General features: G+C 62.9%; 13 protein-coding genes. 2 read left to right on the top strand and 11 right to left on the bottom strand.

The window, feature by feature from the left end; translation table 11 throughout:
* Window positions 1–99: 99 nt before the first annotated feature.
* The 7 genes from ACWKV5_RS26565 to ACWKV5_RS26535 form a co-directional block, all read right to left on the bottom strand.
* Window positions 100–2,736, bottom strand: coding sequence for an excinuclease ABC subunit UvrA (locus ACWKV5_RS26565; protein WP_483843664.1), 2,637 nt, complete (start codon window positions 2,734–2,736; stop codon window positions 100–102).
* 57 nt (window positions 2,737–2,793) lie between these two features.
* The gene (locus ACWKV5_RS26560; protein ID WP_483843663.1) at window positions 2,794–4,905 is read right to left on the bottom strand and encodes a hybrid sensor histidine kinase/response regulator; all 2,112 of its coding nucleotides are present in this window, start codon (window positions 4,903–4,905) and stop codon (window positions 2,794–2,796) included.
* Between the two features lie 294 nt (window positions 4,906–5,199).
* Window positions 5,200–8,298: an error-prone DNA polymerase gene (locus ACWKV5_RS26555; protein WP_483843662.1), complete on the bottom strand. Its 3,099-nt coding sequence runs from the start codon at window positions 8,296–8,298 to the stop codon at window positions 5,200–5,202.
* Window positions 8,274–9,689 carry a Y-family DNA polymerase gene (locus ACWKV5_RS26550; protein WP_483843661.1) on the bottom strand — a complete coding sequence of 472 codons (1,416 nt, stop codon included), beginning with the start codon at window positions 9,687–9,689 and terminating at the stop codon, window positions 8,274–8,276. The genes ACWKV5_RS26555 and ACWKV5_RS26550 overlap by 25 nt, the downstream gene beginning before the upstream one ends.
* Window positions 9,690–9,696: 7 nt before the next feature.
* Window positions 9,697–10,314 (bottom strand): translesion DNA synthesis-associated protein ImuA, encoded by a 618-nt coding sequence (gene imuA, locus ACWKV5_RS26545; RefSeq protein ID WP_483843660.1) that lies wholly within the window; start codon window positions 10,312–10,314, stop codon window positions 9,697–9,699.
* Complete coding sequence (lexA, locus tag ACWKV5_RS26540) at window positions 10,314–10,931, bottom strand: transcriptional repressor LexA (RefSeq protein WP_123431881.1); 618 nt, start codon at window positions 10,929–10,931, stop codon at window positions 10,314–10,316. The genes imuA and lexA overlap by 1 nt, the downstream gene beginning before the upstream one ends.
* A gap of 38 nt (window positions 10,932–10,969) precedes the next feature.
* The gene (locus tag ACWKV5_RS26535) at window positions 10,970–11,887 is read right to left on the bottom strand and encodes a LysR family transcriptional regulator (protein ID WP_483843659.1); all 918 of its coding nucleotides are present in this window, start codon (window positions 11,885–11,887) and stop codon (window positions 10,970–10,972) included.
* A 103-nt stretch (window positions 11,888–11,990) separates the two neighbouring features.
* Between ACWKV5_RS26535 and ACWKV5_RS26530 the strand changes: the two genes are divergently transcribed.
* Both ACWKV5_RS26530 and ACWKV5_RS26525 read left to right on the top strand, forming a co-directional pair.
* A complete protein-coding gene (locus ACWKV5_RS26530; RefSeq protein ID WP_483843658.1) occupies window positions 11,991–13,733 on the top strand; it encodes an amidohydrolase in 1,743 nt (580 codons plus the stop codon).
* A 108-nt stretch (window positions 13,734–13,841) separates the two neighbouring features.
* Entirely contained in the window at window positions 13,842–14,579 is a 738-nt protein-coding gene (locus ACWKV5_RS26525) for a TorF family putative porin (protein ID WP_483843657.1), read from the top strand.
* A 241-nt stretch (window positions 14,580–14,820) separates the two neighbouring features.
* Here ACWKV5_RS26525 and ACWKV5_RS26520 read toward each other — a convergent pair whose 3' ends face one another.
* The 4 genes from ACWKV5_RS26520 to ACWKV5_RS26505 are packed head-to-tail and all read right to left on the bottom strand — an operon-like array spanning window position 14,821 to window position 17,700.
* Window positions 14,821–15,114, bottom strand: a complete 294-nt coding sequence (locus ACWKV5_RS26520) for a DUF971 domain-containing protein (RefSeq protein WP_483843656.1) — start codon at window positions 15,112–15,114, stop codon at window positions 14,821–14,823.
* Window positions 15,111–16,073 (bottom strand): HEAT repeat domain-containing protein, encoded by a 963-nt coding sequence (locus ACWKV5_RS26515; protein ID WP_483843655.1) that lies wholly within the window; start codon window positions 16,071–16,073, stop codon window positions 15,111–15,113. Before ACWKV5_RS26515 ends, ACWKV5_RS26520 begins: the two co-directional genes overlap by 4 nt.
* A complete protein-coding gene (locus ACWKV5_RS26510) occupies window positions 16,070–16,918 on the bottom strand; it encodes an ABC transporter ATP-binding protein (RefSeq protein WP_483843654.1) in 849 nt (282 codons plus the stop codon). Before ACWKV5_RS26510 ends, ACWKV5_RS26515 begins: the two co-directional genes overlap by 4 nt.
* Window positions 16,918–17,700 (bottom strand): ABC transporter permease, encoded by a 783-nt coding sequence (locus ACWKV5_RS26505; RefSeq protein ID WP_483843653.1) that lies wholly within the window; start codon window positions 17,698–17,700, stop codon window positions 16,918–16,920. The genes ACWKV5_RS26510 and ACWKV5_RS26505 overlap by 1 nt, the downstream gene beginning before the upstream one ends.
* Between the last annotated feature and the right edge of the window lie 56 nt (window positions 17,701–17,756).

Genomic DNA, 17,756 nt, shown 5'->3' with positions numbered 1-17,756 from the left:
AAACAACCCATCAAGCCCTGCCAGGCTCATCCCCCACAGCCAACCACATTCCAATGTGGGAGCGAGCCTGCTCGCGATGAGGCCAGCAAGATCACCCCATCAACCCCTGCCAAGCACACGCGCCAAAAACTGCGCAGTCTTGCTCTTCTTGCTTTTAGCCACGGTCTGCGGCGCACCGGCCACGACGATTTTCCCGCCCTGACCCCCCGCCCCCGGTCCGATGTCGATCACCCAGTCACTCTGCGCCACCACGCGCATTTCATGCTCGACCACGATCACCGTGTGCCCCGCCACCACCAGCGTATTCAACTGCTCCAGCAACCGATCCACATCTCGTGGATGCAAACCGGTCGTGGGCTCATCAAGCACATACAACGTCGCCCCACGCTGATTGCGTTGCAGCTCCGTCGCCAATTTGATCCGCTGCGCTTCACCACCCGACAACTCCGTCGCCGGCTGCCCCAGGCGCAAATAACCCAACCCGATATCCCGCAACACCTCCAGTGAACGACGAATTCCCGGCTGCTCGGCGAACACCTCGACCGCTTCATCCACCGTCAGCTGCAACACCTGCGCGATGTTCAATCCTTGCCAGGTGATCGCCAGTGTCTCGGGGTTGTAGCGGGCGCCGTGACACGTCGGGCATGGCGCATAGACGCTGGGCATGAACAACAATTCGACGCTGACGAAGCCTTCACCTTCACAGGTCGCGCAGCGGCCCTTGGCGACGTTAAAGGAAAACTGCCCGGCGTCGTAGCCTTCGGCCTGCGCCTGCGGCGTGGCGGCGTACAACTTGCGCACGTTGTCGAACAGCCCGGTGTAGGTCGCCAGATTGGAACGCGGTGTGCGGCCGATGGGTTTCTGGTCGACTTGCACCAAACGCTTGATCGACTCCAGCCCCGCCGTGACCTGGCCCCCACTGACCTGCGGCGCATCGTCCTCAAGGCTCAACGCCTCAGCTTCGTTTTCGCTGGCAGACCGTCCTAAATGCGCGCCAACCAGTTCCAGCAAAGCCTGACTGACCAGGCTCGACTTACCGGAACCGGACACGCCCGTCACGGCGGTAAAACAGCCCAGCGGAAACTCGACGCTGAGGTTGTTCAGGTTGTTGCGGGTGATGCCCTCCAGTCTTAGCCAATCCGTAGCCTTGCGGCTGGCACGGGTTTCGGCGACCTGTTCGGCAAACAGGTAGGCGCGGGTCTGTGAGTTCGTCACTGCGGCCAACCCTGGCGGTGGGCCGCTGTAGAGGATCTGGCCACCGTTTTCGCCCGCCGCCGGGCCGACATCGATCAACCAGTCGGCGCGACGCATGGTTTCCAGATCATGCTCAACCACAAACAGCGTATTGCCGGCGGCCTTCAGGCGTTGCAGCGCTTCAAACAACGCCTCGCCATCTGCTGGATGCAGGCCGGCCGAAGGCTCATCCAGCACGTAGATCACACCGAACAGTTGCGAACCCAATTGCGTCGCCAGCCGCAGGCGCTGCAACTCGCCGGAGGACAGCGTCGGCGTGCTGCGTTCCAGTGCCAGGTAACCGAGGCCCAGGTCCGTCAGGGTGCTGACCCGTTCCAGCAGATCCTGGGCGATGCGTTGCGCGGCCAGGCGTTTCTCTACCGACAGATTTGGCGTGTGACGCACGTCCGGTGCGTTGGCATGCCCGCTGGCACCGTGGGCAACTCGCGCTTCCCGGGCCTCGCGGGTTTGCCGGTGGGTCAACACCTCGCCCGCCTCATCGGCCTGTTCCAGGTAACTGTGCGCTGCCACCGGTTTCAGCACGGCGGCCACTTGCAGCAACGGCATCTGCGATAGCTCACCTATGTCGTACCCCGCGAACGTCACCGACAACGCCTCGCGCTTGAGCCGTTTGCCGTCACACAGTGGGCACGGGCTGCCGAGCATGAATTGCGAAACGCGCTTCTTCATCAGCGCACTTTGCGAGTGGGTGAAGGTGTGCAGGATGTAGCGGCGGGCGCCAGTGAACGTGCCCTGATAACTCGGTTCCATTTTGCGCTTGAGCGCGACGCGGGTTTCTTCCGGGGTAAGCCCGGCATACACCGGCACCGTCGGTGTTTCTTCGGTGAAGAGGATCCAGTCGCGCTGTTTTTTCGGCAGCTCACGCCACGGGACATCGACGTCGTAGCCCATGGTCACGAGGATGTCGCGCAGGTTCTGCCCTTGCCAGGCCGTGGGCCAGGAAGCGACCGCGCGTTGGCGGATGGTCAGGCTCGGGTCGGGGACCATCAGTGCTTCGGTGACGTCATAAACCCGGCCCAGCCCATGACACTCAGGGCATGCGCCCTGTGGGGTGTTGGGCGAGAAGTCTTCGGCGTACAGCATCGCCTGTCCCGGCGGATAACTGCCGGCCCGCGAATAGAGCATGCGGATCAGGCTCGACAGCGTCGTCACACTGCCCACCGAAGACCGCGTGCTCGGCGTGCCCCGCTGTTGTTGCAAGGCCACGGCCGGCGGCAGGCCTTCGATGGAATCGACATCCGGTACGCCGACCTGGTCGATCAGCCGCCGCGCATAAGGCGCCACGGATTCGAAATAGCGGCGCTGTGCTTCGGCGTAGAGGGTCGAGAACGCCAACGAAGACTTGCCCGAACCGGAGACACCGGTAAACACCACCAGCGCATCGCGGGGAATGTCGACGTCGATGTTCTTGAGGTTGTGTTCCCGGGCGCCGCGCACCCTGACCATGCCGGAGGGAGGGTTGGAGGTGCGCTTGGATGTCATCGGAAGCCCTTAATGAAATAACTGAAAACACACATCCCCTTGTGGGAGCGTGGTGTGTCAACCATTGAGCACCGTACGCACCATGCGGGTCAGTGACTCAGGCCCGTAAGGCTTGCTCAGCAAATGCGTGTCAGGGCTGAGTTGGTGGTTGCGCGAGATAATGTCACGGGTATGCCCCGAGGTGAACAACACCGCCACCGGCGGATTCTGCACTTTGGCCCATGCGGCCAGGTCCGCACTCTTGATCAGGCCGGGCATGACCACGTCGGTGAAAATCAGCTCCACCGCCGCGCCCTCCAGCAGCATCTGCATCGCCTGGTCGCCGTTGGCCGCCGTCAGCACCTGATAGCCTTCTTCGCGCAGCAACTCCACCGCCGAAGCGCGGACCGCATCGTTGTCTTCGACCACCAAAATCGATTCATGACCACCGCGCTGCTGCGGATCATGCTGCGTGATTTCACTGGCCGCTGCTCGCAGGCTACGCGGAAAGTACAACTTCACCCGAGTGCCCTGCCCCTCGGTACTGGAAATCTCGATGTGCCCGCCGCTCTGTTTGACGAAACCGAACACCATGCTCAACCCCAGCCCCGTGCCCTGGCCGTCGGCCTTGGTGGTGAAAAACGGTTCGAAGGCTTGCGCGAGCACCTGTGGCGGCATGCCGATACCGGTGTCAGCCACCGCGACACACACGTAGTCGCCGGCCACGATGCCCTTGCCTGCGCAAAACTTCTGGTCGAGGGCGATGTGTTCGGCACTCAGGCCGATGGTCCCCTCGCCTTTCATCGCATCACGGGCATTGATCGCCAGGTTGAGAATGGCGTTTTCCAGCTGATTGCGATCGACGAAGATGTGCCAGGGTTCTACCGGCGCACGCACCTTGATCTGCAGGGTTTCGCCCAGCGCTCGTTGCAACAATTCCGCCAGGCCGTCGAACACCTGCCGCGGATTGCACACCGCTGGCGACAGTGGCTGGCGGCGGGCAAACGCGAGCAATTGCGAAGACAATTTGGCGCCACGCTCAACCGCGGCAATCGAGGCTTTGACCCGGCGCTGCACGTTGGCGTTGTCCGGCTCATGCCGCGCCAGCAAATGCAGGTTGCCGGCGATCACTTGCAACAGGTTATTGAAGTCGTGTGCCACGCCACCGGTGAGGCCGCCAATGGCTTCGAGCTTCTGCGATTGGCGCAGTTGTTCTTCAGCGGCCAGCCGCGCTTCCACTTCATCGGCGACGCGCTGTTCCAGATTGCGGGTGAACCTGAGCAAGGATTCTTCGGCGGACTTGCGTTCATGGATGTCAATCAATACGCCGGGAAAGCGGAACGGCTCGCCCTGTTCATTGAACTCGCAGCAACCGCTCGCCTGCACCCACAGGTAAGTGCCGTCCGGGCGCAAAACGCGGTATTCGGCATTGAAAGACTCGCCGGTTTCGACCGACTGATTGACCTGCTCCTGCACCCAACTGAGGTCGTCGGGGTGGATCTTGGCTTCAGCGACATCTGTCGGCAAATCGGCCAGGTCCTGATTGGCGGGATAGGAGAAGGTGCGGGCGAAACGCTCGTCACCGGAGAGCCGGTTGGCCTTGATGTCCCAGACGAACGAGCCGAGCAAGGCGCCGGCATTGAGTGCCAGGCGCACCCGTTCATTGTCGGCGCGGTAGGCGTCTTCGGCAGCCTGGCGGCGGCGTTCGGAAATCACGTGTTCGGTGGTCTCGACCACCATCGCCATGACGCCGGCGGGCTTGCCTTCGTCATTGGCGACCGGGCTGTAATAGAGGTCGAGCCAGACGTCTTCGGGGATGCCGTCGCGCAGCAACACCAGCTCTTTATTGCGGTAGGACAAGGTGCCGCCCGCCAGGCAGGTGTCGACCACATTGCGATTGAATTCGGCGACTTCCGGCCAGCCCAGTTCCACCGGCGAGCCCAATAGGTAAGGATGGCGGCCACCGGCGAATTCGGAGTAGGCATCGTTGTAGATCATGTACCCGGCGTGGCCCCAGAGCATCACCATCGGCAGTGGCGAGGCCAGCATCAATTGCACCGCGCTGCACAGGCTTGCAGGCCAGGTGTCGAGGCTGCCCAGTTCGGTCTGGCCCCAGTCGAACGCACGTATACGCCCGGCCATTTCGCCGTTCCAGCCGGCACACCCGTGGCTTTCGTCTAAAAACTGCATTGACTGGCTCTTAGTCCCTGTAGATGAACTGCCTCAAGGGATCGCGACGGTGTGAAGACGACGCGGCCCGTTTGTTTCGAGCATCGCCGAGGTCAAATGGTTTCATAGAGGTTAGCTGATTCAAACCATCCGGGCTTTTGTGGCGAGTGTCAAACGCTAGCCATCACCCAAAAGGTGGGAGCGAGCCTGCTCGCGAAAGCGGTCCTCCAGTCGACATCAATGTCAGATGACAGGGCCTCTTCGCGAGCAGGCTCGCTCCCACAGGGGGATCTGTGGGAGCCACACATTTCGCATTCAACGGAAATCCCGGCTGCGCACGCTGATGCCGTCGAGCAATGAGCTCAGGTCGCTCAGGCGCCCGGCAATCAGGTGGCGAACCTCGCCTACCTTTTCCCAGCGACCATCGACCTTGAGCAATTGCGAGCCGACCAGCACCTGGCGTTGCCGCTCGGCCAGGTCGCGCCAGACCACCACGTTGACGTTGCCAAACTCGTCTTCCAGGGTCACGAAGGTCACGCCACTGGCGGTGCCCGGCCGTTGCCGCCCCGTCACCAGCCCCGCGACACTGACCGGTCGCCCGTGTTCGACCGTCATCAGTTCTTGCGAACTGCGGCAGCGCCGGGCTTTCAGTTCACCGCGCAGCAACGCCAGCGGATGCGGGCCGAGGGTGGTGCCGACACTGGCGTAATCGGCTTGCAGGTCTTCGCCGACGCTGGGTTTGGGCAACGACACGACGTCCTCTTCCTGACGCGGCAGGCCGGCAAACAAACCGAGTTGCTTTTGTACCCCCGCAACCTCCCAGCGCGCCCAATGCCGGTCACCGGCCAGGCCCCGCAACGCACCGGCATCAGCCAGTTGTTCCTGGGCGCGGGCATCCAGTCGCGCACGCTCGCCGAGGTCGGCGATGTCGACAAACACCCCCCGCGCGCGCGACGCTTCGATGCGCCGGGCATCGTCTTCGCGAAAGCCCTTGATCATCCGCAACCCCATGCGGATCGCCGGTTGCCCGACGGTGACCGGTTCGAGGCTGCAATCCCAGTCACTGGCGCGCACATCCACCGGGCGGATCTGCAAATGATGCCGGCGCGCGTCCTGGAGAATCTGGTCCGGGCTGTAGAAACCCATCGGCCAGCTGTTGATCAGCGCACAGGCAAAAGCCGCCGGCTCGTGGCATTTCAGCCAGCAACTGGCGTACGTCAGCAAGGCGAAACTGGCGGCGTGGGACTCGGGGAAACCGTAGCTGCCGAAGCCTTTGATCTGCTCGAAGATCTGCGCGGCGAACTCGGCCGTGTAGCCGTTTTTCTTCATCCCTGCGGCCAATCGATCCTTGTGCGGCTCCAGCCCGCCATGACGCTTCCAGGCCGCCATGGAGCGCCGCAACTGGTCGGCCTCGCCGGGGCTGTAGTCGGCGGCGACGATGGCGATCTGCATGACCTGTTCCTGAAACAGCGGCACGCCCAGGGTGCGCTTGAGCACCGCTTCAAGTTCCGGCGAGGGATAGGTTTCCGGCTCTTCCTTGTTTCGACGGCGCAGGTACGGATGGACCATCCCCCCCTGAATCGGGCCCGGACGGACGATGGCCACCTCGATCACCAGGTCATAGAACTTGCGCGGCTTGAGCCTGGGCAGCATCGACATCTGTGCCCGGGACTCGATCTGGAACACGCCGATGGTGTCGGCATGGCCAATCATGTCGTAGGTGGCCGAATCTTCGGGCGGGATCGTCGCCAGGCTCAGGTCAAGGTTGCGGTGGCGGCGCAGCAGATCGAAACAGCGGCGGATGGCGCTGAGCATGCCCAAGGCCAGAATATCGACTTTGAGCAAGCCGACCGCATCGAGGTCGTCCTTGTCCCACTGAATGATCGTGCGCTCGGCCATGGCGGCGTTTTCCACCGGCACCAGGCTGTCCAGCGGCTGCTCGGAAATCACGAAACCACCGGGGTGCTGCGACAAGTGTCGAGGGAAGCCGATCAACTGTTGGGTCAGGCTCAAGACCCGGCGCAATACCGGACTTTCGGGGTCGAAGCCGCCTTCCAGCAGGCGTTCCACGGGCGGCGCGGTATCACTCCAGTGGCCGCAGCAATCGGCCAGCGCATTGATCTGGTCCGGCGGCAAACCCAACGCCTTGGCCACGTCACGCACCGCGCCCGCCGCGTGATACGTGCTGACCACCGCCGTCAACGCCGCGCGCGTGCGGCCATAACGCTGGAACACGTACTGCAAGACTTCTTCGCGACGCTCGTGTTCGAAATCGACGTCGATGTCCGGCGGCTCGTTGCGCTCCTTGGAGAGAAACCGTTCGAACAGCAACGTGGTGCGGTCCGGGTCGATTTCCGTGATGCCCAAGGCAAAACACACCGCCGAGTTGGCCGCCGACCCCCGGCCCTGACACAGAATATGCTGGCCACGGGCAAACCGCACAATGTCGTGCACCGTCAGGAAATAGCTCTCGTAGCCCAGTTCGGCGATCAGCTGCAGTTCCTTGTCGATCTGCCTCAGCACCGCCGTTTTCGGGCCTTTTGGCCAGCGCCATGCAATGCCCTCATCCGTCAAATGACGTAGCCAGGACGTGGCTGTCTGGCCTTGCGGCACCAACTCCCGTGGGTACTGATAACGCAGCTGCCCAAGGTCGAAGGTGCAGCGCCGGGCAATGGCCAGCGTTTCATCGAGCAAGGCTTGTGGGTAGATGGTTTGCAAAACCTCCAGGCTGCGCACATGCCGCTCGCCATTGGGGTGAAGGCGCAGCCCGGCTTCGGCCACCGGCAGGTGATGACGGATCGCGGTCATGGTGTCCTGCAAGGCGCGCCGGCCACGGGTGTGCATGTGCACATCGCCGCTGGCCACCGCGGGAATTCGCAGTTCCCGGGCCAGGGTCAGCAGCGCCTCCAGGCGCCGGGTATCGTCCTGGCCGCAATGCAACTGGACGCTCAGCCACAGGCGTTCGGCGAAGGTCTGTTGCAGCCAGTGGCCCTGTTCGAAGTCATCGACAGCGTCCGGCACCCACAACACCAACAGCCCCGGCGTCGGTTCGCTGAAGTCTTCACGCAGCACCTGATACTGGCCTTTTTGCGTGCGGCGCCGCGCCCGGGTAATCAGCCGGCACAGGGTCTGGTAGCCCTCAAGGTTCTCCACCAGCAGCACCAGTTTCGGGCCGTTCTCGATGCGAATTTCGCTGCCGATGATCAGTGGCAGCTCCACCGATTTGGCCGCTTGCCAGGCGCGGACGATGCCGGCCAAGGTGCATTCATCGGTGATCGCCAGCGCCTGATAGCCGTGTTTTTTTGCCCGTTGAAAGAGTTCGAGGGCGCTGGAGGCCCCGCGCTGGAAGCTGAAGTTCGACAGGCAGTGCAACTCGGCGTAGTCGATGCTCATGCGAACCAGCCTTGCAGCCACAACGGCCCGCCCTCACCCACCGCCCGATACGCCCAACCCTGCTGGCCGGAGCGGGTTTCGACCAGGTAGTAATCACGGCGTACGTCGGCGCCGTCCCACCAGCCGGATTCGATGCGCTCCGGGCCCATGAGGATGCGCGTCGAGCTTTCGTGGATCGCCTGCGGTTCCGTCAGCAACCAGCCTGGACGTTGCACACCCGGCAACCCCGCGCACAGTTGACTGTCGACCCGCGCCTGCCACGCGCACTCCGGGCGGTGATCGGCCTGGAAGCGCAAGCCGTGCACGGCGTCATCGCCGAGCCGCGCGCGCAAGCGTTCGCGCAGTTGCTCCCACGGCAAGGATTGCTGCGGGCGATCGTCGAATAGCTCCTGATACTGCGGGACGAAGCTCGGCAAGTCTTCGGCACGCAGCCGAAAACCGCGCACCGGGGCTTCGACCTGAACCTGTTCCAGTCGTCCCCGGGCCAGTTCGAAGAGCATCGCCGGATCGCGCTCGGCGCTGAGCAAGCCGACCTTGATCACCGAGTCCGGCAGACCGGCGTGTTCCAGGTGCAGGTCGAAACGCTGCACGCCGCTGTCCCGACCGCAGAGAAAGGCCGACAGGTCGCCAGTCAACCGGCGCAACGGAAACAGCAACGCCTGATGCGACTGCACGTCGAAATTGAGCTCGATGCGTACGTCGAAACGGTCTGGTGGCAGGTAGAACGCCAGGGCCAGTCGGCGCGCCCCCGTCAACGCGTCCAGGTGCTTGAGCACCTGGGCTTCGAAACGCCGGGCCAGGCTCTGTCGTGGCAGCGCCTGCACCTGACTCAAGGTGCGCAAACCCATGCGCGATAACGCCGTGGCCACCACGGGCTCCAACGCGATGCGGTCGACGGGCAATTGCCCGAGATGGTGCTGCAAGGCATCGTTGTCCGGCACCACCAGCCCGTCATACACGTTGGCCAGCACCCGCGCGGCCACCGGGTTGGGCGCCGCGACGATCCGATGGCGAAAGCCCAGCTCGCCGAGTTCAGCGCGCAACCGTGCCTCGAAGGTTGGCCACGGCCCGAACAAGCCCAGGCTGGACTCGATTTCAAACACCACGGCACGCGGGTAATGCACGCTGACCTGAGAGCTGAAGCGATAGGCCCAGGCGGCCAGAAACTGCTGCCAGTGTTCGATCTCGGCGGCGTCGTATTCGGCCGTGGCAAAGCCTTTGCTCAAGGCCTGCGCGGCGGTCATCGACTGCCCCGGACGCAAGCCCAGTGCGCGCGCCGATGCATTGACCGCTTGCAACACCCGGCGCTGCGCCGGGCCGGTCAGCAGCGCCAGCGGCTCATCGGGATCGGGGCGCTGACGCAGCACCGCGTCCAGCGCCAATTGCGGGAAAAGAATACAGACCCAGCGCATGGCAACCTCAATGCCCCACGGGGAAGGCAATCGGCGCCGAACGCGCGAGCCCGCCCCGGCACTTGAGCACACGCAATTGCGCAGGTCTGGCATCGATGGCAATGCGCAGCGCGGCGGGCGAAGGGTTGACGGCTTCATGGATCGAGCGGTAGGCGAACGCCAGGGTCGAGCCGGTTTCCGCCGCCACCTGCAAGCGGCGCAACGCCCGGTCATCGACCTTGTGCGGCCAGCACAGCACGGCGCCGCAACTGCCCGAGCGCAGGCATTGTTCCGCGGCCCACAAGGCATCGCGCTCGCTGGCCTGGATGATCGACAATTGGCGCAGATCGACCCCGGCGTTCTGCCACGCCTGGGGGTACGGCACGTAAGGCGGCGCCACCAACACGATGCGCTCGCCCGCCGCCGACAACCGCGCCAGTGCCGGCCACACCAGTTGCAACTCGCCGACGCCCTGCCCGGCCAGGAGGATTTCGGTCAGCGCCGCTTCCGGCCAGCCCCCGATGGGCAATGCCGCATCCAGCGCGGCATGCCCGGTGGGTTGTGGGCTGACGGCCGGTGGCGCAGGCCGGCCCTTCCAGACCTGGCCGCCATTGAACAGCGTATCCAGCGCAACGACGGCGCCCATCACCCTTGCCTCACCAGGCCGCAGAACACCCCTTCGATGGCGAGGTCCTGCCCGGGCTGCACGATGATTGGCTGATACGCCGGGTTGCGCGGCAGCAGGCGAACCGTGTCACCGGCCCGCTCGAAACGCTTGATGGTGACTTCGCCGTCCAGCCGCGCCACCACGATCTGGCCATTGACCGCTTCCGGGTTGCGCCGCACGCCCACCAGGTCGCCGTCGAGAATGCCGTCCCCGATCATCGAGTCGCCCTGAACCCGCAGCATGTAATCCGGCACCCGCGAGAAGATCGACGGGTCCAGCAGCAAACGGCTGTGCACTTCGGCATCGGCCCCGATCGGCGCACCCGCCGCGACCCGGCCGAGTACCGGGATGTCCAGCAACTCGGGCCGCGCCGGTTGCCCGAGCAGACGAATGCCACGGGCCTGATGCGGGTTGACCTCGATGAAACCGGCTTCGGTCAGCGCCAGCACGTGCTTGCGCGCCACGCTGCGGGAGGCAAAACCAAAGGCCTCGCTGATTTCAGCGAGGCTCGGAGACTGGCCGTGCTCCGCGATTCGGTCGCGGATAAAGGTCAGGATGGCGGTACGGCGGGGAGTTAAAGTCGTCATGGAGTACATTTGTACTCTTTTGGCATTTTCCTGGCAAGGACCGTCAATCAGCTCAAACCACGGGACGCCAGAAACCCTGCGATGTAATCAATAAACGCCAACACCTTCGCCGTCGCCCGTCGATGGCTCGGGTACACCGCCAGAATGTGCGGGCCAAAGCTGTCCGGGTCGATGTCGTAGTCGGCCATCAGCTGCACCAACCGGCCATCGGCGATGTACGGCGCGGCGCTCCACAACGGGGTGTGCAACAAGCCGCGCCCGGCCAGGGCGTTGGCCAGCAGCAGGTCGTAATTGTCGCTGCGCAACCGCGGATTGGGCGGCTGCGGCAGGCTCAGGCGTTGCCCGTCGCGCTCGACCCACCAGAATTCGCGGCTGAGCAACGGATGGCGATACAGCAGCCATTCGTGGTCATCGAGGGTCTGCGGCGTTACCGGCAAAGTCTTGCGCGCCAGATAGGCCGGGCTGCCGCACAGCGCCAGGCGATTACTGCCGACCACGCGGGCGATCAACCCCGGCAAATCGTCATGGCCTTCGCGCAGGGCCAGGTCGTAACCGCTTTCCAGCAGGTTGACGAATTCATCGCACAGGTCCACCTGCAGATTGATCTGCGGGTATTGCTCGAGAAAACCGCCACACACCTGATCGAGAAACGCCTGCCCATAAGCCAGTGGCGCGGTGATTTTCAGATTGCCACGCAAGCCATGCTGCAGCTGTTCAATTTCCTCACCGGCCTCCTCCAGCCGCTGCAACACCTGGCGCGCGGTTTCCAGATAGAGCCGCCCGGATTCGGTCAGCAGAATCCGTCGGGTGCTGCGCTCGAACAAGCGCGCACCCAGCTCGGCTTCCAAGTGGTTAACCGCTTTGGTCAGGGCCGACGGGGTCTTGCCCAGTTGCTCGGCGGCGCGGCTGAAGCTGCCCAGTTGCGCCGTGACCACGAACATTTTCAACGCACCCAACTTGTCCATACTTTTTCCATTCCGGCAAAAACGTTTTTCGTGAGGAAGGCGTTCTGCTGCGCACCAGCAGCCACTAATCTGGCCATCAGACGCAATAACAAGGAAACATTCAATGAAAAGATTCATCCCGAATCTATTGATGGCCGCAGTGAGTTTTGCCTCGATGGAAGCCATGGCAGGCACCGATCTGGTGCTGATCAATGGCAAGATTTTCACCGCCGACCGTGCCCAACCGAAGGCACAGGCGCTGGCGGTACAGGATGGCAAGGTGCTGCAAGTGGGCAGCGATGCGCAGATCAAAGCCTTGATCACGCCCGACACTAAAGTGGTCGACCTCGGCGGCAAAACCTTGATGCCGGGCCTGATCGACACCCATTCCCACGCGATTTTCGGCGGTCTGGAAATGGTCTCGGCCAACATGGAAGACGAGGTGGTCGAGCTCGACGAATTGGAAAAACGCCTGCGCGGCTGGCGTGACGACGGCAAGGCCAAACACGGCGATGTGTTGACCATCGCCGGCATGAGTTCGGTGTATTGGGCCAAGGCCGACGCACTGGGCAAGAAATTCAACCACGGTGAATGGGCCAACGTGCCCGTGGTATTCACCGGCAGCGACCACCACACGGCCTGGGCCAACGACTTCATGCTCAAGCGCGCCGGGATTGATGCCGCGTTGCTCAAGACCTTGCCCGCCGCCGAAGCGGACACCATCGGCAAACGCGCCGATGGCACCCCCAACGGTTTCCTGGTGGACGCCGGTTGGGACCGGGTGTCCTCGAAAATCCCCGTGCCGAGCACCGCCGACATGCTCAAGGCCGCCCAATCGGCCGTGCGCTACAACAACAGCTTCGGTATCACGGCATGGATGGACCCCGCCGCCAACGCCGCACCCGGCGAACCACTGTTCGCGCTCAAGCCCACTGAAAAAACCGTCGGCGTGCTGCCGGCCTATAAGGCCCTGGCCGAAACCGGCGGCATGAGTGTCCACGTAGCCGCCTTGCTGGTGGCCAACCCGAAAAGCGTACCGGCCGATCTCGATACGCTGGACAAGGTTCGCCAGCAGTTCCAGGGCATCCCCAACCTGACCCTGCCCGGCGTCAAGATCTTCGCTGACGGCGTGATCGAATTCCCGGCCCAGAGCGCGGCGATGATCGACCCTTACAACAACTCACACAAACAGGGCGAATTGCTGATCGATCCGAAGCATTTCGGCGAACTGGTCAGCGCCATCGACCAGCGCGGCTGGCTGGTGCATATCCATGCCATCGGCGATCGCGCGGTGCGTGAGTCGCTGAACGGCATCGAACAGGCGCGCAAGGATCGCCAGAGCGGCGTGACGCACTCGATCACCCACCTGCAGATCGTCAACCCGAAAGAGTTTGCGCGGTTCAAACCGCTGAACGTCATCGCCTCGATGCAACTGCTGTGGGCTTCGGCCGACGACTACACCACGGACATGATCAAGCCTTACGTCAGCGCCCTCGCCTTCCGCTATCAATACCCGGCGCACTCGCTGCTCAAGCAAGGCGCGACCATCGCGGGCGCCAGTGACTGGCCGGTGTCATCGCCCAATCCATGGAACGCCATGGCCCAGGCCATCACCCGCGTCGGCCCGCTGGGCGTGCTGAACATCAAGGAAGCCGTGGATCGCGAAACGATGTTCTACGCCTACACGCTGAACGCCGCGCGCACCATTGGGCTGGAAAAGCAGATCGGTTCGCTGACCCCAGGCAAGCAAGCTGACTTCATCGTGCTGGACCGCGACGTCTTCACCGTCGACAACAAGGCCCTGAGCGACACTCAAGTGCTGCAAACCTGGTTCGCCGGGCGCGAAGTCTACGCACCTACTCTCTAATAAAAACCCGCTGTAACCCGCTGCCCGTCCCCGCGTTCAACGCCGGGGTCGGCGCAGCCTTGCCACAAAAAAACTGCCCATAACAATCACAATATCGGGACTGCATTCATGAAAGCTTTCACCCTGTTCGCCCTTGGTTCCTTGAGTCTGCTGCCGTTGAGCAGCCAGGCCATCGTCTTGAATGACGACTTCTCCGTACTGGTGGACCTGACCCTGGCGAGCGATTACCGCACCCGTGGCATTTCGCAGACACTCAATGACCCCGCCGTGCAGGCCAGTGCCACCCTGAACCACAGCTCGGGTTTGTACGTGGGTGCCTGGACCTCGAACGTCGATTTCGGTGGCGGCTTGAACACCCGACAGGAACTCGATTACTACGCCGGTTGGTTCTGGGAAGCCACCGACGCGGTCAATCTGGACATCGGTTACCTCAGGTACACGTACCCGAAAGATAGCGAGTTCAACCAGAGTGAGGTCTACGGCATTCTCAGCGTCTACGGGGTGAAGTTCGGCGCCTATTACTCCGACGATGCGCCGGGCATCGACAGCAAGCAGAACTCGCTGTACAGCTATGTCGGGTACGAAACCCAATTGCCTTATGACACCGGCCTGAAACTGCGCTACGGCAACATGGACTTCAAGGACCCGCGCATGTTCACAAGCTCCGGTCATGGCGAAGAGTCGTACCGCGAATGGGAAGTCAAACTGACCCACGAACTGGCCGGGGTGATGCTGGGCCTGAGCTACATCGACACCGACCTGTCGAAAAGCCAATGCACCAGCAACTGGGGCTACGACGACCTGTGCAGCGCCACCGTGGTGGCGAGCGTCAGCAAATCCTTCTGACCACCACAATTCAAATGTGGGAGCGGGCTTGCTCGCGAACTCGGTTTAACATTCAACTTCAATGTTGACTGACCCACCGCTTTCGCGAGCAAGCCCGCTCCCACATTGATTTTCGGGGTGTCAGAAATCTCTCTGAACCACACCGCCCCCCTGTGGGAGCGAGCCTGCTCGCGATGGCGGGCTGACATTCAACATCGATGTCGACTGACCCGCCGCTTTCGCGAGCAGGCTCGCTCCTACATTAGATATGTGTAGATTCAGAAGTGAGCTGTGCCAGGTAGGGCCACGGGTAGATGCCGCGTTCGTGGCCGTCGCTGAAGATCAGTTGCAGGCCATAACCCTGGGAATTCAACTCCACCACGCGGATGCGCGGGTCAACCTTCACCGTCAGCCCTTGCAGGCGAAACGCCCGGCATTGCGAGCACGGGCACTGACGCCGCAGTTCAGCATGATCCAGCCGCTGCTCACGCCCATCCGGCCAGTTCAATCGCAGCTGCTGTTTACCCTGGGAATTACCCACGGCCACCGGGTTCATTGCAGCTGACTCAAGGCAATGCGTACGGCTTTGCGCACTTCCGGGTCGCCGTCGTCTTGCGCGGCCTGCAAGGGGGCAATCGCGCCTTTGTCGTTCAATTCGCCGAGGGCCAGCGCAGCTTCCTTGCGCAGGTTGCTGATGCGGTGGCCGAGGGTTTCGATCAACGCGTTGAGGGCCGGCACGTAACGCAAGCGACCGAGGCTGCGGGTAGCGCGCAGGCGCACCTGCCAGTAATCGTCGCTCAAGGCTTCGATCAGTGCGCTGCCGGCATCACTGTGGCCGACTTTGCCCAACGTGGTCGCGGCTTCTTCGCGCACCTGCCAGGCGTTATCTTGCAGCGCCTGGCGCAGCGCCGGCAGCACGTGAGCATCGGAGGCCAGACCGAGGGCGCCAGTGGCGGCACGGCGGACTTCCGTGTCGGGATCGGCGCTGGCCAATCTCGCCAACGCCGGCAACGCATCGAGCTGTTTGAGCCAGCCGAGTACGCCCACCGCCTCGCGACGGACGCTGGCGTCGGCATCCTTCAACGCGGCTAAAGCGGCAGCAGCGGCATCGGGGTAACGCAACTCACGCAACGCCCTGAACGCGGCAATGCGCACGCTGGCTTCGGCATGCCCGGTCCACGGCAGAATCACTCGCCCCGCGGCTTCGCTTTTGAGCAAACTGAGACTTTGTGCGGCAGCCGATTGCACGGCCGACGAGGGATCGGTCAGCGCCTGGCACAGCGCTTCGACCACGGGTTCGTCCTCCCAGGCTTCGAGCAAGCGGGCAGCTTCGGCGCGGACTTCTTCGGTGGGGTCTTCGACCAGTCGATTGACCAGCCACAACAAGCCGTCCGGTTCCTCAAGGTCGGCCAGTTCAATCAGCGCGATGCGGCGCACACCGGGATCGTCATCGATCAGGCGTGGTTGCAGGGCAAGAATGTCGTCGTTATCGGTTACATCAAATAGAGAGGTCATAGGGCAAATCGCGGCAGTTTGTTTTCAGGGGGCAGTCCGAGAGGGTTCAGGCGCGGTAGCTGCCGACCGTCTTCGTGACGCAGTAATTCGAGGCAATGGCGCTTCAGGCGGGAAAACTCATGGCTCGTCACCAGCTCGGTGGTGCGTGGCCTCGGGAAGTCGAGACGCAGGTCTTCGATGATCCGGCCGGGGCGCGAACTCATCACCAGCAGGCGATCCGCGAGGAACAACGCTTCGTCGATGTCATGGGTGACAAACACCACGGTGGTGCGAATCCGTGTCCAGATGTCCAGCAACAGTTCCTGCATGTTCAACCGGGTCAGCGCGTCGAGGGCGCCGAAGGGTTCGTCCATCAGCAACAGGCGTGGACGGTTGATCAGCACCCGGGCGATTTCCACCCGTTGTTGCATGCCGCCGGAGAGCTGGTCCGGCCAACGCTCGGCAAAACCTTCTAGGCCCACCAAGGCAAGGATTTCATCGGCGGCTTTGTGGCGTTCAGCCTTGCCGATGCCGCGCATCTTCAGGCCAAAGGCAACGTTGTCGCGCACGGTTCGCCACGGAAACAGCGTGTGATGCTGGAACACCATGCCGCGCTGCGGCGACGGCCCCGAGACATTCGCACCATCGACTTTCAGGCTGCCGGAACGCGGTTGCAGGTGCCCCGCCAGCGCACCGAGCAAGGTCGATTTACCGCAACCGGATGGCCCGAGAATGCACACGAACTGGCCCGCTTCAATCTGACAATCCAGACCTTGCACGGCTTCGAAGGCTTGCGGGCCTTCACCGAGGACGATGGACAATTGGCGAATATCGATCCGCCCTTCCGGGGTTTGCATCACGCTCATCAGGCTTTTCCTCGTGGTCGGTGCCACGGCGTGAACAGCCCGCCGAGACGTTTGATCAGCAGGCTGCTGCCCATCCCGAGCACACCGATCAGCAACATGCCGACCACGATGTCGGCGTAGTTCTGGATGGTGTAGGACTCCCAGGTGTAATAGCCGATGCCGTACTGGCCGGAGATCATTTCCGCCGTCACCAGGCAGAACCACGAGGTGCCCATGCCGATGGCAAGGCCAGTGATGATGCTCGGCGCGGCGCCCGGCAGGATCACCTCCAGCAAAATCGCCAGGCGCCTTGCCCCGAGGCTTTTGGCCGAGGCGATCAGGCGTGGGTCGACACCTTCGACACCGTGCACGGTGTTCAACAGAATCGGGAACAGCGCGCCGGTGAAGGTGATGAAGACCATCGACAATTCCGAGGACGGGAACATCAGGATCGCCAGCGGAATCCAGGCCACGGCGGGAATTGGACGCAGGACTTCCAAGGGCGGCAACAGCAAGTCTTCGGCCCATTTTGAACGGCCGATGGCCAGACCGAGGGCGATGCCAATGATCAGCGCGGCGAGGTAACCGGCGAAGACCCGGCTGAGGCTGCTGCTCAGGTGCTGGGCGAGTTTGCCGGAATCGCCGAGGCCCAATGCGGCGTGGATGACGGCCACTGGCGTCGGGACGTTGGCGAAGGTGACCAGGCCGAGGTTCCAGTGACCACTGGCGGCGAGTTGCCAGAACAGCAGGCAGAGCAGCAGTGAAGCGGCCCTTGGAATCCAGCGTGCGTAGGATCGGTACACAATTCTTCCTCTCAACTCAAAATCCTGTGGGAGCGAGCCTGCTCGCGAAAGCGGTG

The organism is Pseudomonas oplopanacis, assembly GCF_057128725.1.
Note: the sequence above shows the minus strand (reverse complement) of the source record. Positions and strands in the feature narration are given on the sequence as shown.

Excerpts from the sequence above, each read along its gene's own strand:
- ACWKV5_RS26550 (WP_483843661.1), bottom strand. The coding sequence starts at position 9,689 with ATGCGCTGGGTCTGTATTCTTTTCCCGCAATTGGCGCTGGACGCGGTG.
- ACWKV5_RS26525 (WP_483843657.1), top strand. The coding sequence starts at position 13,842 with ATGAAAGCTTTCACCCTGTTCGCCCTTGGTTCCTTGAGTCTGCTGCCG.
- ACWKV5_RS26520 (WP_483843656.1), bottom strand. The coding sequence starts at position 15,114 with ATGAACCCGGTGGCCGTGGGTAATTCCCAGGGTAAACAGCAGCTGCGA.
- imuA (WP_483843660.1), bottom strand. The coding sequence starts at position 10,314 with ATGGGCGCCGTCGTTGCGCTGGATACGCTGTTCAATGGCGGCCAGGTC.
- ACWKV5_RS26515 (WP_483843655.1), bottom strand. The coding sequence starts at position 16,073 with ATGACCTCTCTATTTGATGTAACCGATAACGACGACATTCTTGCCCTG.
- ACWKV5_RS26530 (WP_483843658.1), top strand. The coding sequence starts at position 11,991 with ATGAAAAGATTCATCCCGAATCTATTGATGGCCGCAGTGAGTTTTGCC.
- ACWKV5_RS26510 (WP_483843654.1), bottom strand. The coding sequence starts at position 16,918 with ATGAGCGTGATGCAAACCCCGGAAGGGCGGATCGATATTCGCCAATTG.
- ACWKV5_RS26560 (WP_483843663.1), bottom strand. The coding sequence starts at position 4,905 with ATGCAGTTTTTAGACGAAAGCCACGGGTGTGCCGGCTGGAACGGCGAA.
- ACWKV5_RS26565 (WP_483843664.1), bottom strand. The coding sequence starts at position 2,736 with ATGACATCCAAGCGCACCTCCAACCCTCCCTCCGGCATGGTCAGGGTG.
- lexA (WP_123431881.1), bottom strand. The coding sequence starts at position 10,931 with ATGTACTCCATGACGACTTTAACTCCCCGCCGTACCGCCATCCTGACC.
- ACWKV5_RS26535 (WP_483843659.1), bottom strand. The coding sequence starts at position 11,887 with ATGGACAAGTTGGGTGCGTTGAAAATGTTCGTGGTCACGGCGCAACTG.